Source organism: Chitinophagales bacterium (genome assembly GCA_017303415.1).
In the GTDB taxonomy this organism is placed as follows: domain Bacteria; phylum Bacteroidota; class Bacteroidia; order Chitinophagales; family Chitinophagaceae; genus SpSt-398.
Window position 1 is genome coordinate 205,669 of record JAFLBJ010000002.1, and the last position, 20,371, is coordinate 226,039.

At 45.1% G+C, this 20,371-nt stretch carries 30 protein-coding genes; 23 read left to right on the top strand and 7 right to left on the bottom strand.

Annotated elements, in window-relative coordinates; genetic code table 11:
- Positions 1–5: 5 nt before the first annotated feature.
- The 6 genes from kdpB to J0M30_14645 form a co-directional block, all read right to left on the bottom strand.
- Entirely contained in the window at positions 6–2,054 is a 2,049-nt protein-coding gene (kdpB, locus tag J0M30_14620; protein ID MBN8668728.1) for a potassium-transporting ATPase subunit KdpB, read from the bottom strand.
- 23 nt (positions 2,055–2,077) lie between these two features.
- Positions 2,078–3,793, bottom strand: coding sequence for a potassium-transporting ATPase subunit KdpA (gene kdpA / locus J0M30_14625; protein ID MBN8668729.1), 1,716 nt, complete (start codon positions 3,791–3,793; stop codon positions 2,078–2,080).
- A gap of 4 nt (positions 3,794–3,797) precedes the next feature.
- Positions 3,798–3,944, bottom strand: a complete 147-nt coding sequence (locus J0M30_14630; protein ID MBN8668730.1) for a potassium-transporting ATPase subunit F — start codon at positions 3,942–3,944, stop codon at positions 3,798–3,800.
- Positions 3,945–4,023: 79 nt separating this feature from the next.
- Positions 4,024–5,376, bottom strand: a complete 1,353-nt coding sequence (locus J0M30_14635; GenBank protein ID MBN8668731.1) for a sigma-54-dependent Fis family transcriptional regulator — start codon at positions 5,374–5,376, stop codon at positions 4,024–4,026.
- Between the two features lie 9 nt (positions 5,377–5,385).
- A complete protein-coding gene (locus J0M30_14640; protein MBN8668732.1) occupies positions 5,386–5,646 on the bottom strand; it encodes a hypothetical protein in 261 nt (86 codons plus the stop codon).
- A gap of 233 nt (positions 5,647–5,879) precedes the next feature.
- Positions 5,880–6,335 carry a helix-turn-helix transcriptional regulator gene (locus J0M30_14645; protein ID MBN8668733.1) on the bottom strand — a complete coding sequence of 152 codons (456 nt, stop codon included), beginning with the start codon at positions 6,333–6,335 and terminating at the stop codon, positions 5,880–5,882.
- A 96-nt stretch (positions 6,336–6,431) separates the two neighbouring features.
- Between J0M30_14645 and J0M30_14650 the strand changes: the two genes are divergently transcribed.
- From J0M30_14650 to J0M30_14760, 23 genes are all read left to right on the top strand, one after another.
- Entirely contained in the window at positions 6,432–6,647 is a 216-nt protein-coding gene (locus J0M30_14650; protein ID MBN8668734.1) for a hypothetical protein, read from the top strand.
- A 12-nt stretch (positions 6,648–6,659) separates the two neighbouring features.
- Positions 6,660–8,642 carry a hypothetical protein gene (locus J0M30_14655; protein ID MBN8668735.1) on the top strand — a complete coding sequence of 661 codons (1,983 nt, stop codon included), beginning with the start codon at positions 6,660–6,662 and terminating at the stop codon, positions 8,640–8,642.
- A gap of 257 nt (positions 8,643–8,899) precedes the next feature.
- Positions 8,900–9,784 carry an ATP-binding protein gene (locus J0M30_14660; protein MBN8668736.1) on the top strand — a complete coding sequence of 295 codons (885 nt, stop codon included), beginning with the start codon at positions 8,900–8,902 and terminating at the stop codon, positions 9,782–9,784.
- 1 nt (position 9,785) lies between these two features.
- On the top strand, positions 9,786–10,172 hold the full coding sequence (locus J0M30_14665; GenBank protein ID MBN8668737.1) for a hypothetical protein: 387 nt from the start codon (positions 9,786–9,788) through the stop codon (positions 10,170–10,172).
- A complete protein-coding gene (locus J0M30_14670; protein ID MBN8668738.1) occupies positions 10,169–10,585 on the top strand; it encodes a hypothetical protein in 417 nt (138 codons plus the stop codon). The genes J0M30_14665 and J0M30_14670 overlap by 4 nt, the downstream gene beginning before the upstream one ends.
- Positions 10,563–10,865, top strand: coding sequence for a hypothetical protein (locus J0M30_14675; protein ID MBN8668739.1), 303 nt, complete (start codon positions 10,563–10,565; stop codon positions 10,863–10,865). Before J0M30_14670 ends, J0M30_14675 begins: the two co-directional genes overlap by 23 nt.
- Before the next feature lie 16 nt (positions 10,866–10,881).
- Complete coding sequence (locus tag J0M30_14680) at positions 10,882–11,403, top strand: host-nuclease inhibitor Gam family protein (GenBank protein ID MBN8668740.1); 522 nt, start codon at positions 10,882–10,884, stop codon at positions 11,401–11,403.
- A gap of 756 nt (positions 11,404–12,159) precedes the next feature.
- The gene (locus J0M30_14685) at positions 12,160–12,444 is read left to right on the top strand and encodes a hypothetical protein (protein MBN8668741.1); all 285 of its coding nucleotides are present in this window, start codon (positions 12,160–12,162) and stop codon (positions 12,442–12,444) included.
- Positions 12,445–12,504: 60 nt separating this feature from the next.
- Positions 12,505–12,903, top strand: coding sequence for a hypothetical protein (locus J0M30_14690; GenBank protein MBN8668742.1), 399 nt, complete (start codon positions 12,505–12,507; stop codon positions 12,901–12,903).
- Between the two features lie 98 nt (positions 12,904–13,001).
- On the top strand, positions 13,002–13,721 hold the full coding sequence (locus tag J0M30_14695) for a hypothetical protein (GenBank protein ID MBN8668743.1): 720 nt from the start codon (positions 13,002–13,004) through the stop codon (positions 13,719–13,721).
- A 12-nt stretch (positions 13,722–13,733) separates the two neighbouring features.
- A complete protein-coding gene (locus tag J0M30_14700; GenBank protein MBN8668744.1) occupies positions 13,734–13,916 on the top strand; it encodes a hypothetical protein in 183 nt (60 codons plus the stop codon).
- 7 nt (positions 13,917–13,923) lie between these two features.
- Positions 13,924–14,814: a DNA cytosine methyltransferase gene (locus J0M30_14705; protein MBN8668745.1), complete on the top strand. Its 891-nt coding sequence runs from the start codon at positions 13,924–13,926 to the stop codon at positions 14,812–14,814.
- A gap of 10 nt (positions 14,815–14,824) precedes the next feature.
- Entirely contained in the window at positions 14,825–15,280 is a 456-nt protein-coding gene (locus tag J0M30_14710; protein MBN8668746.1) for a hypothetical protein, read from the top strand.
- 6 nt (positions 15,281–15,286) lie between these two features.
- Complete coding sequence (locus tag J0M30_14715; protein ID MBN8668747.1) at positions 15,287–15,583, top strand: hypothetical protein; 297 nt, start codon at positions 15,287–15,289, stop codon at positions 15,581–15,583.
- Positions 15,584–15,604: 21 nt separating this feature from the next.
- Entirely contained in the window at positions 15,605–15,982 is a 378-nt protein-coding gene (locus J0M30_14720) for a hypothetical protein (protein ID MBN8668748.1), read from the top strand.
- Positions 15,945–16,340 carry a hypothetical protein gene (locus tag J0M30_14725; protein MBN8668749.1) on the top strand — a complete coding sequence of 132 codons (396 nt, stop codon included), beginning with the start codon at positions 15,945–15,947 and terminating at the stop codon, positions 16,338–16,340. The genes J0M30_14720 and J0M30_14725 overlap by 38 nt, the downstream gene beginning before the upstream one ends.
- Positions 16,337–16,636, top strand: a complete 300-nt coding sequence (locus J0M30_14730) for a hypothetical protein (protein MBN8668750.1) — start codon at positions 16,337–16,339, stop codon at positions 16,634–16,636. The genes J0M30_14725 and J0M30_14730 overlap by 4 nt, the downstream gene beginning before the upstream one ends.
- Entirely contained in the window at positions 16,633–17,061 is a 429-nt protein-coding gene (locus J0M30_14735) for a hypothetical protein (protein MBN8668751.1), read from the top strand. The genes J0M30_14730 and J0M30_14735 overlap by 4 nt, the downstream gene beginning before the upstream one ends.
- Entirely contained in the window at positions 17,061–17,513 is a 453-nt protein-coding gene (locus J0M30_14740; GenBank protein MBN8668752.1) for a hypothetical protein, read from the top strand. Before J0M30_14735 ends, J0M30_14740 begins: the two co-directional genes overlap by 1 nt.
- Positions 17,514–17,538: 25 nt before the next feature.
- Complete coding sequence (locus J0M30_14745; GenBank protein MBN8668753.1) at positions 17,539–18,096, top strand: hypothetical protein; 558 nt, start codon at positions 17,539–17,541, stop codon at positions 18,094–18,096.
- A 161-nt stretch (positions 18,097–18,257) separates the two neighbouring features.
- Positions 18,258–18,878, top strand: coding sequence for an antA/AntB antirepressor family protein (locus J0M30_14750; GenBank protein ID MBN8668754.1), 621 nt, complete (start codon positions 18,258–18,260; stop codon positions 18,876–18,878).
- Between the two features lie 88 nt (positions 18,879–18,966).
- On the top strand, positions 18,967–19,194 hold the full coding sequence (locus J0M30_14755; GenBank protein MBN8668755.1) for a hypothetical protein: 228 nt from the start codon (positions 18,967–18,969) through the stop codon (positions 19,192–19,194).
- Between the two features lie 112 nt (positions 19,195–19,306).
- Positions 19,307–19,648, top strand: a complete 342-nt coding sequence (locus J0M30_14760) for a hypothetical protein (protein MBN8668756.1) — start codon at positions 19,307–19,309, stop codon at positions 19,646–19,648.
- Here the strand turns inward: J0M30_14760 and J0M30_14765 are convergent.
- Positions 19,643–20,365 carry a hypothetical protein gene (locus J0M30_14765; GenBank protein ID MBN8668757.1) on the bottom strand — a complete coding sequence of 241 codons (723 nt, stop codon included), beginning with the start codon at positions 20,363–20,365 and terminating at the stop codon, positions 19,643–19,645. The genes J0M30_14760 and J0M30_14765 overlap by 6 nt on opposite strands.
- Positions 20,366–20,371 lie beyond the last annotated feature (6 nt).

Here is a 20,371-nt window from a genome sequence, read left to right on the forward strand (position 1 = left end):
TTTTTTTACATAAATAATCCCAATAAAAGGTCAATGGCTTTGATTCCGATAAAGGGTACGATGATACCTCCCAACCCATAGATGAACAGGTTTCTTCGTAATAAGGCCGAAGCGCCAATGGGTTTATAGGCCACTCCTTTCAATGCCAGTGGTATGAGCAGAGGGATGATGATCGCGTTAAAGATGACAGCAGCCAGTACAGCGCTTTCCGGACTTTTCAGCCCCATGATATTTAATGCCTGCAAAGCCGGAATGGAACTGATGAACAAAGCCGGTACAATGGCGAAATATTTGGCCACATCATTGGCAATGGAAAAAGTGGTGAGGGTTCCCCGGGTGATCAATAGTTGTTTACCGATCTCAACTACCTCAATGAGTTTGGTGGGATCATTGTCCAGGTCAACCATGTTTCCGGCTTCTTTGGCGGCCTGGGTTCCACTGTTCATGGATACACCTACATCGGCCTGTGCCAGGGCCGGGGCATCATTGGTGCCATCACCCATCATGGCCACGAGTTTTCCGGAGGCCTGTTCATTTCGGATATAATTCATTTTGTCTTCGGGTTTGGCCTCGGCTATGAAATCATCGACGCCCGCTTTTTCCGCAATGTATTTTGCCGTGAGGGGGTTATCACCCGTAACCATCACGGTCTTTACGCCCATTTTGCGTAATCTTTCAAAGCGCTCCTGAATACCGGGTTTAATGATATCCTGTAATTCGATCACCCCTTTTATGTCTTCATTAACGGCCACGACGAGTGGGGTGCCGCCATTGGCAGCAATTTCTTTTACTTTTAATTCGATCACTTCCGGCACGGTATTCCCGTGCTGAACCACCAAATTGCGTATACTGTCAAAAGCGCCTTTGCGTATCCGAAGCCCTTGTGGTGTATCGACACCTGAACTTCGGGTTTCAGCGGTAAATCGGACAAATTGATAACCGGAGAGGTCGGTTGGCAGGTGGAGTTGTGCATTGGCATGCTGTCGTGCCAATTCAAGGATCGACTTGCCTTCGGGTGTTTCATCTGACAACGAACTCAAGGCTGACCATTGGATAAAATCGCTATCGCTGGTTTCGCTGGCTGCAAAAAAATGGGTGGCTTTGCGGTTTCCGATGGTGATGGTGCCTGTCTTATCCAACAATAATACATCCACATCACCGGCTGTTTCCACCGCCTTACCGCTCTTAGCGATCACATTGGCCCGTAAGGCCCGGTCCATTCCCGCTATACCGATTGCGGATAATAAACCACCAATGGTGGTAGGTATCAGGCAAACGAACAGAGAGATGTACGCAGCAATGGTAACAGGTGTATTGGCGTAATCCGCGAAGGGTTTGAGTGTAACCACCACGATCACAAAAATGAGGGTGAAGGCAGCGAGAAGGATAGTCAGGGCGATCTCATTGGGTGTTTTTTGCCGGGAGGCCCCTTCCACCAGCGCGATCATTTTATCCAGAAATGATTCACCGGGGGCGGTGGTCACACGCACCACGATACGGTCACTCAATACTTTGGTGCCTCCGGTGACGGAAGATCGGTCACCACCTGCTTCACGGATCACCGGTGCTGACTCACCGGTAATGGCAGATTCATCGATGGTGGCAATGCCTTGTTCTATCTCCCCATCCATGGGAATGATATCTCCCGCCTCACACACAAAGAGATCATTCAGCTTAAGTGAAGAAGAGGAAACGGTTTGGTATTCTTTTCCGCTTAGTTTTTTTGCCGGGGTGTCCTCTCTCGTCCGGCGCAGACTTTCGGCCTGGGCTTTGCCACGGGCTTCAGCAAGTGCTTCGGCAAAATTGGCAAACAGTACGGTGATCAACAGGATGAGAAAGATGATAAGGTTATAGGTCAGACTACCTTCGGATCTTTCACCGGTGATCATTTGATAGATACAGACAGCAAGCATGATGGCCGTACCGATCTCGACTGTAAACATGACCGGGTTTCGGAATAGACGAACGGGATTTAATTTGAGGAAGGATTGGCGAATAGCCGTGCCCATCATGGCCGGATCAAATAGTTTGATATTTCGGGTATGTTTCGACATGTTGGTGGATGTTTATCTGTTGTTTATTTCATGGAAAAATATTCAGCCAATGGCCCAAGAGCCAGGGCAGGCAGATAGGAAAGCGCGGTAAGGATGAGGATGACCGTTAAGGTCATGACACCAAATGTGAGCGAGTCGATCCGAAGCGTACCGGGAGAATCAGGGATGTATTTTTTATTGGCCAGCCATCCAATAATGGCAATGGGTCCAATGATGGGTAAATAACGCCCGAGTAGCAATACGATACCTGTGGTATAATTCCAGAACGGGTTATTATCAGCAAGTCCTTCAAAACCGCTGCCATTATTGGCATTGGCGGATGTGTATTCATACAATACCTCTGAAAAACCATGATAAGAAGGGTTGTTGGGCCAGGCACCGGGTTTTACCGTCCAGGCCAATTCGGGGTGATGCGCTACTAAATATATAGCCAGGGCTGTAAACCCTTTGATGAGAAAGGCCGACAGCAGGGTGATCAAAGCGGCAATTTTTACTTCCCGTGATTCAACTTTATGTCCCATGAATTCCGGTGTACGTCCTACCATCAACCCCGAAATAAAAACCGCGATGATGATGAATATAAAATAATTGAGTATCCCCACACCAACCCCGCCATAAAGGGCATTGATCATCATATCCAATAAAACCACCGCCCCCGAGAGCGGAGTCAGGCTATCATGCATGCCATTTACCGAACCATTGGAAGTAGAAGTAGTGGCCACTGACCAGAATGCGGTAGCGGGGGCGCCGAGCCGAACCTCTTTACCTTCCAAACTTCCTGCTGTTTGGGCGATTCCAAGTTGATCTATCGCCGGATTTCCTTTTGATTCATAATAAATATTGATGATACAGAAACTGACAAACAACAGGGTCATTACCCCGAAGATGACGTATGCCAGTTTCTTTTTCTGAATATAAAAACCCTGGGCAAAGACCAGGGCGATCGGGATCAAAAGGATCGCAATGGTTTCAGCGGCATTGGTCCAGTAGTTGGGATTTTCCAGCGGATGCGAAGCGTTTACACCAAACCATCCGCCACCATTTGTTCCCAGTTGTTTAATGGCGATCATGCCTGCGGCGGGACCGCGGGATACCTGTACCGTATCACCTTGCAAGGTAATGATCGAATCCTTGCCATCATAACTGGAGGGGGTACCCTGAAAGGTCAGGAAGATGGCTAACACAAGACTAAGTGGGAGGAGAATCCTGGTAATGCTTTTTACCAGGTAGTTCCAAAAATTACCAAGGCTCTGGGTGGTCTTGTGTTTCATGCCATTCAGCAAGGCTACCAGACAAGCCATGCCGGTGGCGGCACTGACAAACTGCAGAAAGGTGATTACAAATAATTGGGTGAAATATGTAAGCCCTGATTCACCTGAATAGTGTTGCAGGTTGCAATTCACGAGGAAACTGACGGCAGTATTAAAGGCCAGGTCTGCGGTTTGACCCGCATTGCCATCCGGGTTGAGCGGGAGTTTATCCTGAAAGATCAAGAGCACCATCGCATAGACCAGCCAGAGCGCATTGATGGTTAACATCGCCTTGAGGAATTGTTTCCAGTTCATGGGATCACGTGGATCTATCCCGCTCGTGCGATACAAGAACCGCTCCAGTGGCGCCATAAAATCAAGCAAGGTCTTTTCCCCGGCATATACACGAGCGATGTATTTCCCCAAAGGGAAGGCAAGTATTAAGGTGACGAGGAATATGAGGGCTACGCCAAAAATTTCTCCATTCATGGGTTCAGAATTTTTCCGGTTTAAGCAAAACAAAAAGCAGATAGGCAAAAACGCCGAGGGCAATGAGAAAGAGGATGTTCATCATGGATGACCGTATTGGTGACCCGGAACAGATCACGAAACGGATGCCAGAGCCAATCTGAGCAACCAATCACTGATTTTGAAGGAATTAATAACTATTAAAGAGGGGTAAATGGAAGAATGACCTTTTCATTTTGAAAAACACCCTGTCATTTTGAAAGGGTTTCATCCAACTTGTATTCTTCGATCTTGCGATAGAGGGTGGTGAGCCCGATACCTAACTGTTCGGCTGCCTTTGTTTTGTTTCCTTTGGTAAGGGTCAGCACATGGGCGATATGTCTTTTTTCCATATCGGCGAGGTTGGTGGAGAATTCGGCCGGGTTTGTTTTTTTCAGTTCGGGGGGAAGATGGTCAACCAGTAATTCATCTCCCGGCGCAAGGATCATGGCGCGTTCGATCACATTCTTGAGTTCGCGGATATTTCCTTTCCAGCGGTATTGCTGAAGGGCTTGCAAAAAAGCGGGGGAAATGGTATGGGCGAGTGAATGGGTTTTATTTGAAAGTTGGAGCAGGAAATGATTGGCCAGTATGGGGATATCGGACTGTCTTTCGCGCAAGGAGGGAAGATGAATGGCAAATACGTTCAGGCGATAGAATAGATCTTCGCGAAACCGGCCTTCTTTAACCTCGGTGGTCAGGTCACGATGTGTGGCAGCAATCAACCGGATATTTACTTTGATGGTTTTTGTATCGCCCACTTTGATGAATTCGCCTGTTTCCAGCACCCGAAGCAATTTTGCCTGCAGGTCAAGTGGCATTTCCCCGATTTCATCCATGAACAGGGTGCCCAGGTGTGCTTCTTCCATCAACCCTTTTTTGTCTTTATTGGCGCCGGTAAAGGCACCGGCTTTGTGCCCAAACAATTCACTTTCGAGAATGTCTCTGCCAAAGGCGCTGCAATTGATGGCGACAAAGGGTTGTTTATTTCTACCTCCAGCCTGGTGAATGGCCTGGGCAAAAACCTCTTTACCTGTTCCTGTTTCCCCGGTAAGTAATACCGTGGAATCGGTGCTGGCTACTTTCCGGGCGAGGGCAACCACTTCCCGAATAACCGGTGATTCTCCAATGATCGAATCAAAACTGTATTTTTTCGCTACTCTTTTTTCGAGGTGTTTGAGTTTTCGGCGGAGTAAGATCTGATCCTGTAAACGGTGGAGCAAGGGGATGAGCCGGTCATTGTCATTTCCTTTTACGAGATAGTCATAGGCCCCGTTTCGGATGGCTTGTATCCCATCGGGGATATTTCCATAGGCGGTGAGCATCACGATCTCAATCTCTGCATTGGATTTTTTTATCTCGGGAATAAAATCCACTCCATTGCCATCCGGCAGGCGTACATCACACAAGACAATGTCGACGGATTGTGTTTGAAGTAATTTTCGCGCTTCGGCTAAATGACCCGCTTCGTACACAGGAAACCCTTCCAATTTGAGGATGCGTCCGGTAAGTTGCCGGAGCTGTTGTTCATCATCGATGAGAAGAATGGAAATGGCCGGGGACATGCCGCAAAGTTACTGGTATCCCCACACAAAACTTCCCCAATAGCTTTGCCATTGGGCCCTGGGGTCTTTGTCCAACCGTATCATATGGACCGAACTGATCATCCATTGGCCGTTGGTGTAGACCGGAAAAGCAACCTGTCCATTTTCATCGGTCTGGAGGTTGGTCATTTTCGATTGGCCTCCGGCGCGGTGCCAGATCTTGACCAGCCCATTGGCCAGGGCCTTTTTCTGGAAAAACAATTTAGCCCGGAGTGTATCCCCGTCTTTCAACAGATAGGGGTTGGATTGGGGAATGATATCGAGTGTAAGGGGGGTAATTTAAAGAGTACATACACACTTACACTCAAAATGTGCGAAAAATGCACCACTGTGGCGGGTTTCAGCCGATTTGACCATGATTATACCGAAATTTAAAAAGTGCTTAATAGACCAATTTTGACCAATTGGCCCCAAAGAAACCATCCCCAACCAATCCTTATCAGTCGCCAAAAGCAACTTTAAGCCTATTTTTTAGCCTGTTTCAAGGCCTTTTCATTGATAACTAGTAAATTATCGATCTTTTCATGCAGGGCCTTTATTTGCCCCATTAACGCCCACTTGGCCACAGCATCCCCTTCAAATTCCCCCGGATGCGCGCCTTTCCCACCCCCAAAGTAAGCCTCGGAAACCTCATTTAGGATACCAATTGGGTTACCAATTAGGTTACCACTCCCCTGAAATTTCGCGACATGATCTTCTGAAATTAGGTTACCATTCGCTAAATCTTCAAAAACCAGCGCATCCAGGCTAATTCCGAAATATTCCCTGATTTTTATCAAAATACTGATATCAGGCTCACTCACCCCGTTGATCCAATTTGAAATAGTTGATTGCCCTTTACTTAGGTGAAACGCAAGCTGGGACTGGCTTGTGTCGAATTTTTTGAATAAGAATTTAAGGTTCTTGGCAAAATAATTCACATCCTGGGGATTAATTATTATCAATATTTTTTATCAAGATTTTGATATTATCAGAAAATTGATATTAAATTTGTTCCTACAAAGGAACAGAAAGGTATGCCAAAAATACTGACGAAAAATAAAGTAAACCGAAAAAAACCGGAGCAAGTTGTCGCCATTCTTGCGGAAAAACACAGGGTCAGCAAACGCTATGTCAACATGGTAATTTCTGGAGAACGGCAAAACGAGGAAATCCTTGCAGACTACCTGACCTACCACGAGGAACACAATCTGCTACTTAAATCAGTTCGCGAAACGGTAACCTTCAACTAAAAACAGCCACAAGTGAAGATCATTGATCGCCAACTTTACTTAGAATTCAAGGACCTTATCCGGTTCGGATTTGGTTCGGAAAACTACCTGAAAAAGGAACTCAGCCGAGGTGCCAAATGGGCAATCACGATCAAAGACCCCTCAGATATGAGGAAGGTTCTGATCACCTACGATTCGCTTCCAGACAATAAGAAGGAACTCATCACGAAGCTGGTTGGTAATCCATACGACTATTTTGCAAAGGAACCCATCCGCGCTATGATTGAGCGCGACACCAAGGCAGAGGAATTCTTCTACTCATACCGGTATGATAATAACAAAGCCCTGCCGGTTGAAACCATCAAAAAATACACCGAGGCGGCTAACTGGATGAATATGCTGGTAAAGGCTCAGGATGATTTCAAGAGTATAAGGGATCAGATAGGAATCGGTGCCGCCGCATTTTGGATGGCAGTCGCCGACCTGATTGAGAAGGATGGCATTGCCCTTCCAAGCAAACACCGACCATTGATCAGGAAGATTAAGACATATCGGGAGGAAGGGTACGAGTGTCTGGTGAGTAAGAAATTCGGCATGAAAAACAACCTGAAAGTTGACGACGAAACGGCTGAGGCTGTTCTTCTGGAATTGATCAGCATACCGAACTCCGATGATGTGCTGACGGCTCGGAGATACAATACCTGGGCAGCACAAAACGGCAAAGATCAGATCACCGACCGCACAGTCACCAATTGGAAGAATAAGAACCGGCACCTGATAAGCCAGGACAAATGGGGCAAAAAGGAAACCTATAACGTTTACGGAAAACACATTCACCGGGCGCGCCCTTCCGCTCCTCTCTTACTTGTGGAGCATGATGATAACGATCTTGATCTGTACTTTCAAAACACCCGAACCAAAGGAGGAAGAACCGAGGTATTCTATTATAACAGATTTGTACTGGCCATAGTTATTGACGCATTCAACGATTATATTTTGGGATGGGCTATTGGGGAAACCTACACTAAGGACTTGATCCGATTTGCCTATCTCGATGCTGTACACCATGTACATGATCTGACGGGCGGATGGTACATGCCTCACCAAATAAGATCGGACCGGTTCGGCCTTGACAAGGACCTCAAAAACGATTTGGCTGAATTCTACAAGTCGCTAGCAGTATTTACGCCAGCGACTGTGAAGGTGGCCAGGGCAAAGTACATCGAGCGTACGTTCGGGACCCCTTGGCACCAAGCATTATCATTATACAAGAACTATTCAGGCAGCAACATCACATCCGGGAAACGCGTACCGGAAGAGTTCATCGAAACCAATAAGCGCGACTATCCGACAGTTGACCAAGCTCCACTCCAAGCAGCACAATTCATCAATAACCTGCGTAACCTGGTTAATGACAAAACCGGGAAAAGCCGCCAGGAGGAATGGATCGAAGCCTTCCACAATTCACAGAAGAGTAAAGAAAAGGCGATCACCGAAACACAGGTATTGGCAAAGCTTGGCACCCCTCACAATCACCTAAATAAAGTAACCAGTGCAGGTATTTCACCAAGCATCAATTGTAAGGATCGGACTTACGAGGTTCCTGAGGAACTGTATATGAAAACTATCGGGATGCAGGTTCAGGTTATATACGATCCAATGGACTACTCGCGCATCCTTGTAACCAATAACAAGGACGTGCTTTTCATTGCCCGTGAACAGGAGCTAATGCCATCAGCATTGGCTGACTTCAAAGAAGGTGACAGAAAGAAACTCAATGACCGTCTTGCGGAAAAGGTCCGTCACTTCATTGAACCGGCTGAAAAGAAAAACCAGCGGCAGGACCTTCTGGCTATGAGCAAGATTGAGATTGAAAGCTATCTCCAAGCAGGGATTCACACCAAGGCCACTAATGAGGCTCTGCAAATGGCTTATAACCCTACCCTTATTGAATCTAACAATAAGCCGAGATCAGCAAGCTCCCGTAACATCAACGACGTAATTGATGACCTCTAACACTAAAACCATAAATGATGCACAACACAATTTTTTATCTACTTCAAACAAAACAGGAGCCGTTAAACGAATCGGCTACCAAGCTTATTCTGATCCTCCTTATTGTGGCCCTTGGCGCAATATTATTGATTGGCTTAAACCAATTAATGAAGGCGTACAGCACCAAGTCTGAGGAGGACCTTTTCAGCAATAAATGAAAGCCCCGGCATCCACTGCAATGGAGCCAGGGCATCACTCATCACTAAAACCAATCAATCATGCAACAAATTACTGACAAAATCCGCAAAGAAGTACAAGAGGCACTCGCCCTCTATGTAAGGAGCTATTCCACACAGCGCGCTGCCGCTGAATCGCTGAACGATGTCAGCGAAGCCACTCTTATCCAGATCAAAAACGGAGAGTGGAAAAAAATAGGTGATAACATGTGGCGCAACATTGCCAAGCAGCTTGGCATTGGCCAGCGCAAATTGAAGGTGGTTGAAACTCTGGACATGCAGACCATGTTCCTGATTTTCGACACCGCCAAAGAAGAGGGCGCAACCTTCGCCTTAGTTGGGGGAGCTGGATTTGGTAAATCAACCGGTGCTAAAACATACGCCAGCCTCCATCGCCAAAACAACGCCTTCTATATCGAATGCCGGGAGTACTGGAATAAGAAAACCTTCCTTTCAAAAGTTCTCCAGGCGATGGGGCGTAGCGATGCCGGTATGAATGCAGTGGAAATGATGGAAGCCATCGTCCGGGAGGTTCGCCGGATGCACCAGCCGGTCCTGTTGATGGACGAGGTTGACAAGCTGCCGGACCCTGTCCTTAAATTCTTTATCACCTTCTATAATGAGCTAAATGGCATGTGCGGGTTTGTGTGGCTCTCAACTAACAATATTGAGAAGCGCATGGCTCGCGGTCTTGCCACAAATAAGAACGGGTACCAGGAGTTATGGTCCAGGATCGGGTCGAGGTTCGTAAAGCTCAACGGTGCCAGTAACAAGGAGATTGAGCTTATCTGCAAAGAGAACGAAATAACCGATCCCATTGAGATCAATACGATCATCAATGAGGCCAACGGTGACCTGCGCCGTGTTGAGAGGAACTTCCTCAAGAACAAACTCAAATCAAATCGTAAAAACTTAAAAGCCGCCTAACATGACCTTAGCACAAATTCGCGGGGAAAGAACCCGCAACGAAGCCAGGGTCAGTGACCTGTTGGCTTGGAAAGACGGGGAGTATACCGTTTTTCTGTGGAATTCCGGACTTTCCTACCTATCTCATTATATCGGAACAAAAGACCCTGATGCCATCCGAATGCTACAAGGCCGAAAGGAATTCTGGAACTGGTGGAAAATGATCCATCACGGAATTGATAGCGGATTTGTTGAAGAGTGGGACGGTCTGGAAGGAACGGTTCCCATCATTGATCTGCGCCAAATGTACCGCGACCTTCATGACCCGAAGATGCTCGCCTCTGAAATATGTCCTCCTAAGGAAGTGTACGGGTCGGATTTTGTCACAATAAAAATGGAGGCGGTATGAGCGCAGTACTTGGTTCCATCATCAGCAACTATCCTCCTAAGGAGTACTCTCCCTCCTTCAATAAGGAGCCTCTTCCGTCGCAGTGTAGGCCGTTCACTCCTGAACAAGAGAAGGTCCTTGAACTGTGTGCATCGGAGTACGGATGCTCGGTTGTGCAGATACTTTCACGGGCGAGCATCCAAAACGCGATGGAGGGAAGAAGGGCCTTTATGTATCTCCTATTCTTCATTTATGGATGGGGGGCAACAAAGATCGCCTCAATATGGAGTTTCCCTGCGACAGCAGTTGATCAGCAGTTAAGAAAGGCAAAGGATTTTATCAAGGTAAAGGACGAAAAGTTTCTTCCTCCCCTAAAGAGGATTGTAGTAACACTAAATCTTGAAAGGTACCATGAAGCTGAAGCTCACTCGTAGTGAATTTGAGGCCCTTTTCAAATCATTGGATAACGTAGTGAACCAACCGAGGCCGAGAGGAATACAGGCGGTTGCAATTCATGGGCTGTTAAACTCATTGTGGAAGAAGTTTTATCTGCGAGCCGCTGAGAAGAGGAATAAGTACAGCGTACAGATCAGCGACGAACAGGCTTGCGCCTTTTACCTGTATTTCACAAGAGTTGACCCGGACACATTGGATATGTTCACCGCCAATGTGATCAACCAGCTTACCATGAAAATCCACCAACAATTTTCGTAACCAATCAATCATCGTTATGTCAACCAGACAAAAAAAGAAAGTGATCACTGAGGTGAATCGCGAAACAATGGAGGAGGCGTTTGCCGCCTATAACAAGACGCACAGCCGCTTGGAAATCCTCCAGGGAAAAATGAACTCCGAGATTACCAAGATCAAGGAAAAGTTTGATGCGGAGATCAGCACTCTCCAGGAGGAAAAGGACGAACACTTTGAACTCATTCAGGCGTATGCCGAGAGCCACCCGGAGCTATTTGAGAAGAAGAAGTCCGTCGAACTCACTCACGGAACCTTCGGGTTCAGGACTGGTACGCCAAAGCTCAAAACCAGAAAGGGTTTTACCTGGGAGGCCGTCAAAACGCTTGTAAAAAGAGTGCTTCCATCCTACATCAGGACGGAGGAAGAAATCGCAAAGGACATGCTTCTTGCTGACCGTGAGAAGGATTCCGTTAAAAACAATTTACAGGATGTTGGCCTTGAGATTATTCAAGACGAAACATTCTACGTGCAGCCAAGCCTGGAGCAGGTTGCTGTAGTATAAAGAGCTTCCCCAAACGTGGCTGTGAGGGGAAAGTGAAGAATAATATATAACGGGGCTTGTGTCTACTCGCCCCTTCTACTTAAACAAGTTCTTTAAAATATTGCTGATTGGGCGCGACGCCGATGCTACCAGCTAGCATGGTATGCGGAGTGAGTTTGACTGCACGTAGGTTTGATTCCTACCCACCCTTTCAGCAATCTTTGTTTTCATCGGATAAGGTTTAATTGGTGAACCGGCTCATTTCGATGGGCTGGTTTTTAAAGAAATTCCATGTTGCGGCACAGTAACCGTAAAGCTAACGGTGAAGGAAAAAGTGTTGTCGCCGGAGGTGTTCACAGAGGAACACGGCAGACCCGAAGTAAGAATGGACATCATCTGCTGACAGCCGGGAAAGACCGGCAACTTTTAAAAACGTTCTTTCAAATATGTATCGCTTCGGCGTAACGTGGTAAGCCACTTGCTACCGTAACAAAGCCGTGTAAACGTTTACGGATGCAAGACCCAAAATCAAGGCTACGAAACAGGGTGGGTAATAAGAGTTGATTTTTTCGGACATGGATGCAGGGAGGGCGTAGCCCGATGAAGTGCATTGGTTGGTAGTAATCTGAAAACTACATAGTAAAACTCTGAAACCGGCACACAGTTCGGCACAGGATGAAGCGCAACAAAGAGGCCCATGAGATTGCATCAGACTGGATAAGTCCTCGTTGAAACTGCTATGCCTGTGTTTTTTTTCAAACAGTAAAAAATTCACAAATGAAAACAGGAATCGAACTTATTGCCATCGAACGGCAAGAACAAATTGAAAAACACGGCTTTACTATATCACACGATAAAGAACACCGTGATGGAGAACTAGCTATTAACGCAGCAACGCTCACAGCAATGGACACCGGTTATTCAGTAACGGATAAATATTTTATTGAATATCCTGATGACTGGGGGCTTTGCGACAAACTGAAAAACGACCGAATACACCAATTAAAAGTAGCCGGGGCATTGATAGCCGCAGAAATTGACCGTTTGCAAGCCGTTGAATAAATTCAAATCTACTCACCTAATTGTAAAAAACACTTCTCAAAATTTATTAAACCAACCGCAATGAGAATAGTCTACATCGCCCATCCCGTTGGCGGGAATGTTGAGGCAAATCTGGCCGCAGTAAGGGCCATCATTAACCGAATTAATACTGATCCAAAATTTGAGGACGTTGTTCCATTTGTGCCCTGGTACTCGGATGTCGTAAGCTGCGACGATAGCGTCCCTGAGCTTCGTGAGCGCGGATTACGCAATGATGAAGCAATTATTAAGAAGTCCCGGCATTGCCGCTATATAAGCGAAATGTGGCTGTTTGGTCCACGAATAAGTGAAGGCATGAAAAGAGAAATTCATGCTGCTCTTGAGGCGCAAATACCTGTTAGCGGAATGACCGAGCAATTGAGAAAAGAGCTTGCGCTTATATCCGAGGAATACTTCCAAAAAATTGCCATACGTGGCTGAAAAACCCCCAAAAGAAACGGTAAAAAAGGGCTAAATAATTGATTATTAGCAAGGTGTAAATTTTTTGACCATCAAATTTTGTGACTTTTTTTAATAGTATGGAACAAGTTAATCCGGGGGAAATCCCTCATAAAAAGCGAAAAATCAAGGTTTTACGGCCATCGCAGATCATAAAAAAGGAACGGGTTATTTACGATTTCGAAGGGAAGTGGCTGGAAAGCTTTGGCAAGCCAGAGAGGCACGCAAAGTGGTTCATCACAGGGCCTTCATTTTCCGGGAAAAGCTCTTTCACATTTGAACTCTGCAACTACCTGACCCAATTCGGAGCGGTTGATTACAATAACCATGAGGAGGCCGGTGGGGATAGCGAAACAGTAGGCAAGAAAATCATCCAGGCAGGGATGCAAGACAAGGATGGAATGGTTCGCCTTTACAAAGCTCCGCTGGTTAGCGACGTGGAGGAGACCTTCCTGGAGCGGTTAATGAAGAAGAAGAGCGCGGCCTTTGGTGTTCTCGATTCTATGCAGCACGCAGAGATTAATAAACACAGCTTTATCCATTACACAGACAAGCTCTGCAATCCGCGAAAAGGGAAGTCATTAATCTTCATTTCGCATTGGGTTAAAAACGACTTAACAAAGTTTGTGAAGCATGACTGCGACATAAAGATTGAGGTTATGGGGTTTGTTGCTTACGTGGAGTCGAGATATGGCGGCGGTAACCCATTTGTGATTTGGGAAGAAGGCGCGAGAAAGTATTGGCGTAAAAAATACACCCACGTAATTCAGGGCAAATATTGGCCCGGTAAGAAAAAGTAAACACTAATGATTATGGAAGATTTAATGAAAGCGAAAAGGGAGTTGAAGAAAAAGATTCAAGAGGCCAAGGAAGCTATGCCTCAATATGAAAAAGGAGGTGAAACTGCTACTTGGTTTAAGGGGAGAATCTCTGGCTTCAATGACGCAATTAAGATAATTGATGCCATAATTTCTCAAATGCAAAAAAGTAATTAAGCAATCCATGATACCAACAGCTAAAAATTACTTCTGTGGAGCCGGTTTGATGGCAATTGGATTGCAGCAAGCCGGTATTGAAATCATTCAATCTGTGGACCTTGATAAGAGAGCCATTATGACCATGCGAATGAATCCACACTATTTCTCCCATAGAACCATTTGGGGCGATATCAAGGAAATGACAGTACTCGATCAGCCCAAATCAGATATTCACGTATATACATATCCCTGCAAGAAGTATAGCCTTATTGGAGAAATACACGGGGTAAGAACAGGGGATGAATTATACATGCACGCTTTCCGTCACTTCGCACTTGAGCAGCCGGAAATGTTTGTCGTTGAAAATGTGCCAGGCATGAAACATTTCAAGGTAGTTATGGAGGCGATGACAAAATTTCCAAGCTACTATATAACTGTGTTTTGTCCAATTGATGCGGCCTTATGGCTTCCACAACGTCGGGAAAGGCTATTCATTATTGGGACTAAAAAGCCATTCAATATATGCGCCCCTTCTCCGGCAGCAAAAAAGCCATCTATAAAGGAAATACTTGAGAAAGACCCGGTGGTACATGTGAATGATTCTGTTTGGGCCAGGGTTAACGGAGCATACAGGGATAAGCCTATCGTGGTAGACCCCGAAGATAATGATAGCATTGCTCCTACCTGTGTTGCGCACTATTCGAAAGATATGGGGACTCGTCTTGTTAAGGACCCTAATTACAAAGGAGGCTTAAGGCCGTTCACAATAAGGGAGTATGCTAGATTAATGGGTGTGCCAGATGATTTTGTTTTACCGAAAAGGAATTTCAGTTATGAGCTTTTGGGCAACGGAGTTGCTGTCCCCGCCGGAAGGTGGATTGGTGAACAAGCGATCAAATATTTTAATAAAAGCTAAAACCATAAACATGACAACAAGTTACCGTGAAGGAAAATGGAACTACACAGAAGATATTCAGTATCGTGTTCTCAAGGTTATAATTAAGCCTGTCGAATCCAATAAAATGCATTGGCAAAATGCTTTTGCCGGGAAGTTCAGACAAATTGTTGAAATAAAACACAAGGACTATCCCCCGTTTTACATCGATAACGAGGATGGAAGTGGTCTTCGAAAAATAGCAAAAGGAGGCGGTCCGGATAGCTATCATGCGGATGTTTCCGATTTTGATTTTGTTGAGTTCGTTCCTCAAATGCTATGGTTTGCATGGGACCCAATGAAGCATAAAATACTCGGAATAATAGTTGATAAGTACCAAAAGGAAGTTTGCCCGGAAGAATATGAAAAATTGAAACAACTCCAAGAATCACTAATAAAATTCAAAAGTAACCCCACTGATTATTTCAACAAACATTATAAAAAATAGGAAAGTATGAAACAGAAAAACAACCATGCTCGTAGCAAAAGAAAAAGGAAAAATCTTCGCCTTAAGAACAAGATGAGATCAGTACATGAAAAGAGGATTCAGAAATTAACCAAAGCGGTAGAAGCAAAAAAGAAGCCTTTTAAAACATTCATCAACAAGGAAGGGGAATTGATTACAGCTAAAAAGATTGCCCGTCTAATGGATGGCAGGGGAACTGGCGACGCTTATGACCATAGTCACCGTCTCCGCTATAATCAACGTCAAAAGAGAAAACGTAGAAGGCAAGGAGCCTACTGCAAGTAATAACTATTAATTGAATGTTATATGCCAGCCTATTCATTTAAGGAGAGATTTATTCCACTCATAAAGAGCGGAGAAAAAAAACAAACAATTCGAAAAAAAAGGAAAGGTCAGGCGAAGCCTGGTAGCACCTTATACCTATACTATGGGATGCGGACAAAGTGGTGTACAAAAATCAAAGAAACGGTTTGCAAGGATGTAAAGGAAATCAGAATTACCAAAAGGGGAGATGTTTATTTGAATGGCGAGCGGTTGTCTGAAGTACAAAAGGATATACTCGCATGGTGTGATGGATTCCGGGCAGAAGATTCAAAAATTAGTATTGGTTGCTTTGAGGTCATGCTTCGTTGGTGGAAGCAAACACATGAGCTTCCGTTTACTGGAGATATTATTTACTGGTAAAAAACTTAAAAATATGAAACTAAATCACGAACACTGTAACCTTCATCTCCAGTCTCTGGATATTCACACAAAAAGAATCTTGGTTTGCATTGCTATGGAAATGATGGCAGCTAAGAAAAAGCATCCAGACTGGCCAAAAGAAATCATTGATGGAACTGCAATCATTACCGAAGAGGTGGGAGAAGTAGTCAAAGCGGCTCTCCAGCATAAGTATGAAGGAGGCAGATACTTCGACATCCACCGTGAAGCGATTCAGGCAGGAGCAATGGTAGTACGATTCCTTTACAATTTGCCGGAAAAGCCTTTGCCCGGAGAAGTAAAAGACACAACCCCGCTGTATCAAAAAACAATAGGATGAGAAGCAAAGTATCAGTGGAGATAGAAATTTCAGATCACGCCTTCATCAGAACAAAGGAGCGATTGGGAATGGACAAGCGAGCCGCCCGGCGTATTGCTCTTAAAGCATACGTGGCCGGTAAAAAGCATGGGGCCTGTAAAGGGCGGCTCAAGTCTTACTTGGACCAGGTTTATAGAGAGTATGAGAATTGCAACAATATGCGGATTTGGGGGGAAGCAATCTGGCTATTTGCGGGTAACGTTCTGGTTACCGTGTATAATATTCCTCACGAACTAAAACCATTAATTAAAAAATGAGACGCTTTCTAATCACCAACAACGAAAAGTTTACCGGGACCGCCGAAATAGTATTTGGCCCAACTGGAACGCTGGCCCGCGTTGACATTTCAAATTGCAATTTTTCGGATGTGCATTTATCTGGCTTCCTTAAAGCACTTCCCATTCACTTAAAATTACTCGAACAATCATTTAGCGCAAGCACAACGGTTGTTGAGGCCGATTTTGAGGTAACCTTTGAAATGTTTTGGCAATCGTATGGAAAGAAGATCAACCGGAAAAGAGCCGAACCAATATGGGACAAGCTTTCCAAGTCCAACAAGGTTAAAGCCTATTTTGGTATTTCACAGTATGATAAGTTTCTTCAATCGGTGAATTGGAGAAAGAAGGCAGACCCTGAAAAATACCTCCGCGATCAATATTGGGAAAACGAATACTCTGGATAATGAAACCAGTGGACACCAAACAAATCAAGGCTTTCAATTCAATTCTGAGCAAGCTTGGATTGGCCAATGAAAAAAGGGATATCATAGAACAGATATCAGGTGGCCGGACAAGAAGCACTAAGGAACTTACGTGGTCAGAGTTACAGAGCTGGTTGAATTCTGCGGGACCGGCCACCCGTGGCCTCCAGGCGGCAGGGTTGCCAAAGCCTGACAACTCCAGACTGATGAGCAAGCTCTTTGCAATGGCTCACGAAATGCAGTGGATTACCTACTCCCGTGTCGTGGATACCGGAGGAAAAATTCGCAATAAAAAGGACTATTCACACGTTCACGCATGGGTGGAAAAATACGGCTACTTAAAGAAGCCATTGAATGAATACAGCTATAATGAACTACCAAAGCTGGTAACACAGTTTGAACTTGGGCCATACAGGGATTATTTAAAACCATAACTTGCAACACTCAAAACCATCGTATATGAAAATCTTGTTAGTTATCTCCTTCCTTTTTTTATGTGCCTGTAATCAAGAAAAAACCAGTCATTATGATAGTGTGGAATCTGCTATACGTAAATACTTCAAAGCTAAGTCTGAAGGAATTATAATAGACAGCATAGACCTTTACCTAATTGATACTCTAACATCGAGAAAAATTGAGGAGATTAAGGCAAGAAACTATTTGGACGAAGGGGCCGAAGTCATGAAAATTATCCAGGAGAAGCTTCAATTGGAAAGAGAAATATTGTCTATTCACCAGCTTTTTGGCATGAGCAAATCACAGTATAAAAATGCAACTGACCAGTTATCTGAAGTTGAAGAATTAAAAAAGGAAGTTGAACGATTAACTGACTCTGCAAAGCGACATCTCAGAATAGCTGAGTCAGTGGATTCGCATGACTTTAAAGGCTTTCTTGCCAATTATAATATTTTCATTTCCGACTCTCTTTCTGGTGTACAACAAAAAGTTGATAGTATTATTCTGATATTGTCACCTACCTATCGTGTAATTGAAAAAAATTCAATTATTAATTACTAATTATCTATATTTGAACTGCCAAACAACATTTACTATGCAGTTCAATCAAGTTTTAGGTTTAAAGTTACCCCCTCGTGAAACCGTAGAATCGGTTGACTCTCTCTACGCATGTAGACTGTTGTTTGGCACACGAGGGGATTTTTTATTTAAAACTGTAAGTTATGCCAAACAACAGTCTCATTCCCATCATCAACCAAGGGGAAGAATCTCAGTGGGTTGATGCCCGCGAACTTCACAAATTTCTAAGAATTGGTAGGGATTTTTCGACATGGATTAAGGATTATGTCGAAAACTACGGCTTTGTCGAGGGCCGGGACTTTTCCCCGAATATGGGGAAAAGTACAGGTGGCCGGAAAGCCATTGAGTACACCATTACCCTTGACATGGCCAAGCACTTGGCTATGCTCCAGCGGTCGGAACTCGGCATGAAGGCCCGGCAGTATTTTATTGATGCCGAAAAGCAGCTTCGCAAGGTTAACACGGCCCTTCTTTCCATTTTTGAGGAAATGCGCCCGATTCTATCCCAATGCCAGACCATGGAGTACCGAGGTCATATCTGGTACTGCGCCTCCGAAATTCGCCGCCTCAGCTCCAAATCGTACAATCACGGGAAAATTAAGATTATGGCCAAAGAGGGGAAGGCCCGTAAGATGCCGGTGGATGCCCAGGGCCGCTGGTTTGTACGAGAGGACTATGTTCATGAGGTTCTGTGTATAAAGCCCAATCATCAAAAATCAGTTGCGATCATTGGCGTATTGCAGACACAGAAGTACTTGAACTGAACAGGCCAACCGAAAGTTATAGGGGAATGTCAATAGCGCTATGTTGCTATTGATACGAACCAATTTAATTCATTCAAACCTTTTTATTATGAAGGCAACCATTAAGTACACCGATTCTGCCATTGTAATTACCCTTCCTTGTGTTGACCCGGCGGCCACTCATGCCAGCTTACTCAATAGCATAGCCGCCAATGTAGAATACAGTTCTCAATCCGAAGACAAGCACAAGAATTTTGGGGATGAAGTCACACCACTTATTGAACTACTCCGCAGTATACTTCCGGACGAAAACCAGCTCCGGAAAGCCTTTAGCTAAGTGGAATACAAGCACGTCCTTATCCAGGACGGATTCCCTGCCCCCTCCATTAGTGAGGGGGTTTGTTTTATCAGAATATTGATATTATCGAAAAATTGCTAATTTGCAGACCATGCAGCGCGGCTCCAGAACACTTTTTAACGACATCTTCATTGAAAGCCCCTCCGTGATCGCGGACGGGTCTGGCCGCAATTCCGAATTACACGAGCGCAGAAATGAATGTATGATTGACCGGTACTGGTTTATTGGACACTCTACCGGATGGAGCTATCCGGTTGTATTAAAGGCTGTGGCCACGGAGTTTTTTTTAACCGAGAGAAGGGTGTATGATGTCCTTCAAAACGACCGGGAAATGCTGCTTAATGTTCGTGCAATAAAACCCTCCAGGGAACAATTGGAAAAAAAGTGGCCACACCTGAACTGGTCCACCCCCGCGCGCGAAAACTATCTATAACCCTTTCAGGAGCATTCCCACAGTTTCCCCTGCCCCAAAATTACTGGCAAATGTAAGAGTGCCGTTAACCGGGTCATGTATGGCTTTTCGCGGCTCAAGGGTCGGCTGACCTTCGGTGGCCACTCCCCACCAGGCATCACTGCGATCAAGCCAGATGATAGTTACATTCTTTAGTTGATCAGCGGTGATTATGCCGTCTTCGTTTCCGGTAGTAGCGTAGGAGAAAGAAGATACGGTGGCATTACCCTGGTTAGCCTGACCGGTATCGATCCAGCGGCATTCAAAGGTCAATAGAAGTACCCGGTAAGGATCGTCCCTCTTTTCGGTAACAAGAGATTTTCGGGTGAAGTCAATGGTCAATATACCATCAGCCCTCCAATTATTTAACCATTTAGCCACCTTGCCAGCCAGTTCAAAATGGGTGATGGCCTTCTCCTTGTATTGAGTGGGAGTGGTGCTTGAAAAGGTGGCAGCCGGTTCGATGGCTATTCGAATGGTAAAATTGCCAATAGCTTGCTGCATCATATCCTGCATATCCCGATAGGTAATATCCTGGACATCGATGAGGGCACACGGGAACACTACGGGCGGACGAGTGGAAGTAAAAAACTCTAGCTGTCCCTGGTCGGCATCGATCCAACGGATTTCAGGAATATTATCCAATATCCGCTGTTGAATTTTTAGTAACAAGTTTGACTCTGGAGTAATGACTGCCATATACAT

Coding starts and splice junctions, on each gene's coding strand:
- J0M30_14735 (MBN8668751.1), top strand. CDS start 16,633: ATGAGACGCTTTCTAATCACCAACAACGAAAAGTTTACCGGGACCGCC.
- kdpB (MBN8668728.1), bottom strand. CDS start 2,054: ATGTCGAAACATACCCGAAATATCAAACTATTTGATCCGGCCATGATG.
- J0M30_14665 (MBN8668737.1), top strand. CDS start 9,786: ATGACCTTAGCACAAATTCGCGGGGAAAGAACCCGCAACGAAGCCAGG.
- J0M30_14720 (MBN8668748.1), top strand. CDS start 15,605: ATGCCAGCCTATTCATTTAAGGAGAGATTTATTCCACTCATAAAGAGC.
- J0M30_14685 (MBN8668741.1), top strand. CDS start 12,160: ATGAAAACAGGAATCGAACTTATTGCCATCGAACGGCAAGAACAAATT.
- J0M30_14755 (MBN8668755.1), top strand. CDS start 18,967: ATGAAGGCAACCATTAAGTACACCGATTCTGCCATTGTAATTACCCTT.
- J0M30_14710 (MBN8668746.1), top strand. CDS start 14,825: ATGACAACAAGTTACCGTGAAGGAAAATGGAACTACACAGAAGATATT.
- J0M30_14690 (MBN8668742.1), top strand. CDS start 12,505: ATGAGAATAGTCTACATCGCCCATCCCGTTGGCGGGAATGTTGAGGCA.
- J0M30_14635 (MBN8668731.1), bottom strand. CDS start 5,376: ATGTCCCCGGCCATTTCCATTCTTCTCATCGATGATGAACAACAGCTC.
- J0M30_14740 (MBN8668752.1), top strand. CDS start 17,061: ATGAAACCAGTGGACACCAAACAAATCAAGGCTTTCAATTCAATTCTG.
- J0M30_14675 (MBN8668739.1), top strand. CDS start 10,563: ATGAAGCTGAAGCTCACTCGTAGTGAATTTGAGGCCCTTTTCAAATCA.
- J0M30_14730 (MBN8668750.1), top strand. CDS start 16,337: ATGAGAAGCAAAGTATCAGTGGAGATAGAAATTTCAGATCACGCCTTC.
- J0M30_14660 (MBN8668736.1), top strand. CDS start 8,900: ATGCAACAAATTACTGACAAAATCCGCAAAGAAGTACAAGAGGCACTC.
- J0M30_14695 (MBN8668743.1), top strand. CDS start 13,002: ATGGAACAAGTTAATCCGGGGGAAATCCCTCATAAAAAGCGAAAAATC.
- J0M30_14705 (MBN8668745.1), top strand. CDS start 13,924: ATGATACCAACAGCTAAAAATTACTTCTGTGGAGCCGGTTTGATGGCA.
- J0M30_14680 (MBN8668740.1), top strand. CDS start 10,882: ATGTCAACCAGACAAAAAAAGAAAGTGATCACTGAGGTGAATCGCGAA.
- J0M30_14765 (MBN8668757.1), bottom strand. CDS start 20,365: ATGGCAGTCATTACTCCAGAGTCAAACTTGTTACTAAAAATTCAACAG.
- J0M30_14725 (MBN8668749.1), top strand. CDS start 15,945: ATGAGCTTCCGTTTACTGGAGATATTATTTACTGGTAAAAAACTTAAA.
- J0M30_14760 (MBN8668756.1), top strand. CDS start 19,307: ATGCAGCGCGGCTCCAGAACACTTTTTAACGACATCTTCATTGAAAGC.
- J0M30_14650 (MBN8668734.1), top strand. CDS start 6,432: ATGCCAAAAATACTGACGAAAAATAAAGTAAACCGAAAAAAACCGGAG.
- J0M30_14750 (MBN8668754.1), top strand. CDS start 18,258: ATGCCAAACAACAGTCTCATTCCCATCATCAACCAAGGGGAAGAATCT.
- J0M30_14715 (MBN8668747.1), top strand. CDS start 15,287: ATGAAACAGAAAAACAACCATGCTCGTAGCAAAAGAAAAAGGAAAAAT.
- J0M30_14700 (MBN8668744.1), top strand. CDS start 13,734: ATGGAAGATTTAATGAAAGCGAAAAGGGAGTTGAAGAAAAAGATTCAA.
- kdpA (MBN8668729.1), bottom strand. CDS start 3,793: ATGAATGGAGAAATTTTTGGCGTAGCCCTCATATTCCTCGTCACCTTA.
- J0M30_14670 (MBN8668738.1), top strand. CDS start 10,169: ATGAGCGCAGTACTTGGTTCCATCATCAGCAACTATCCTCCTAAGGAG.
- J0M30_14745 (MBN8668753.1), top strand. CDS start 17,539: ATGAAAATCTTGTTAGTTATCTCCTTCCTTTTTTTATGTGCCTGTAAT.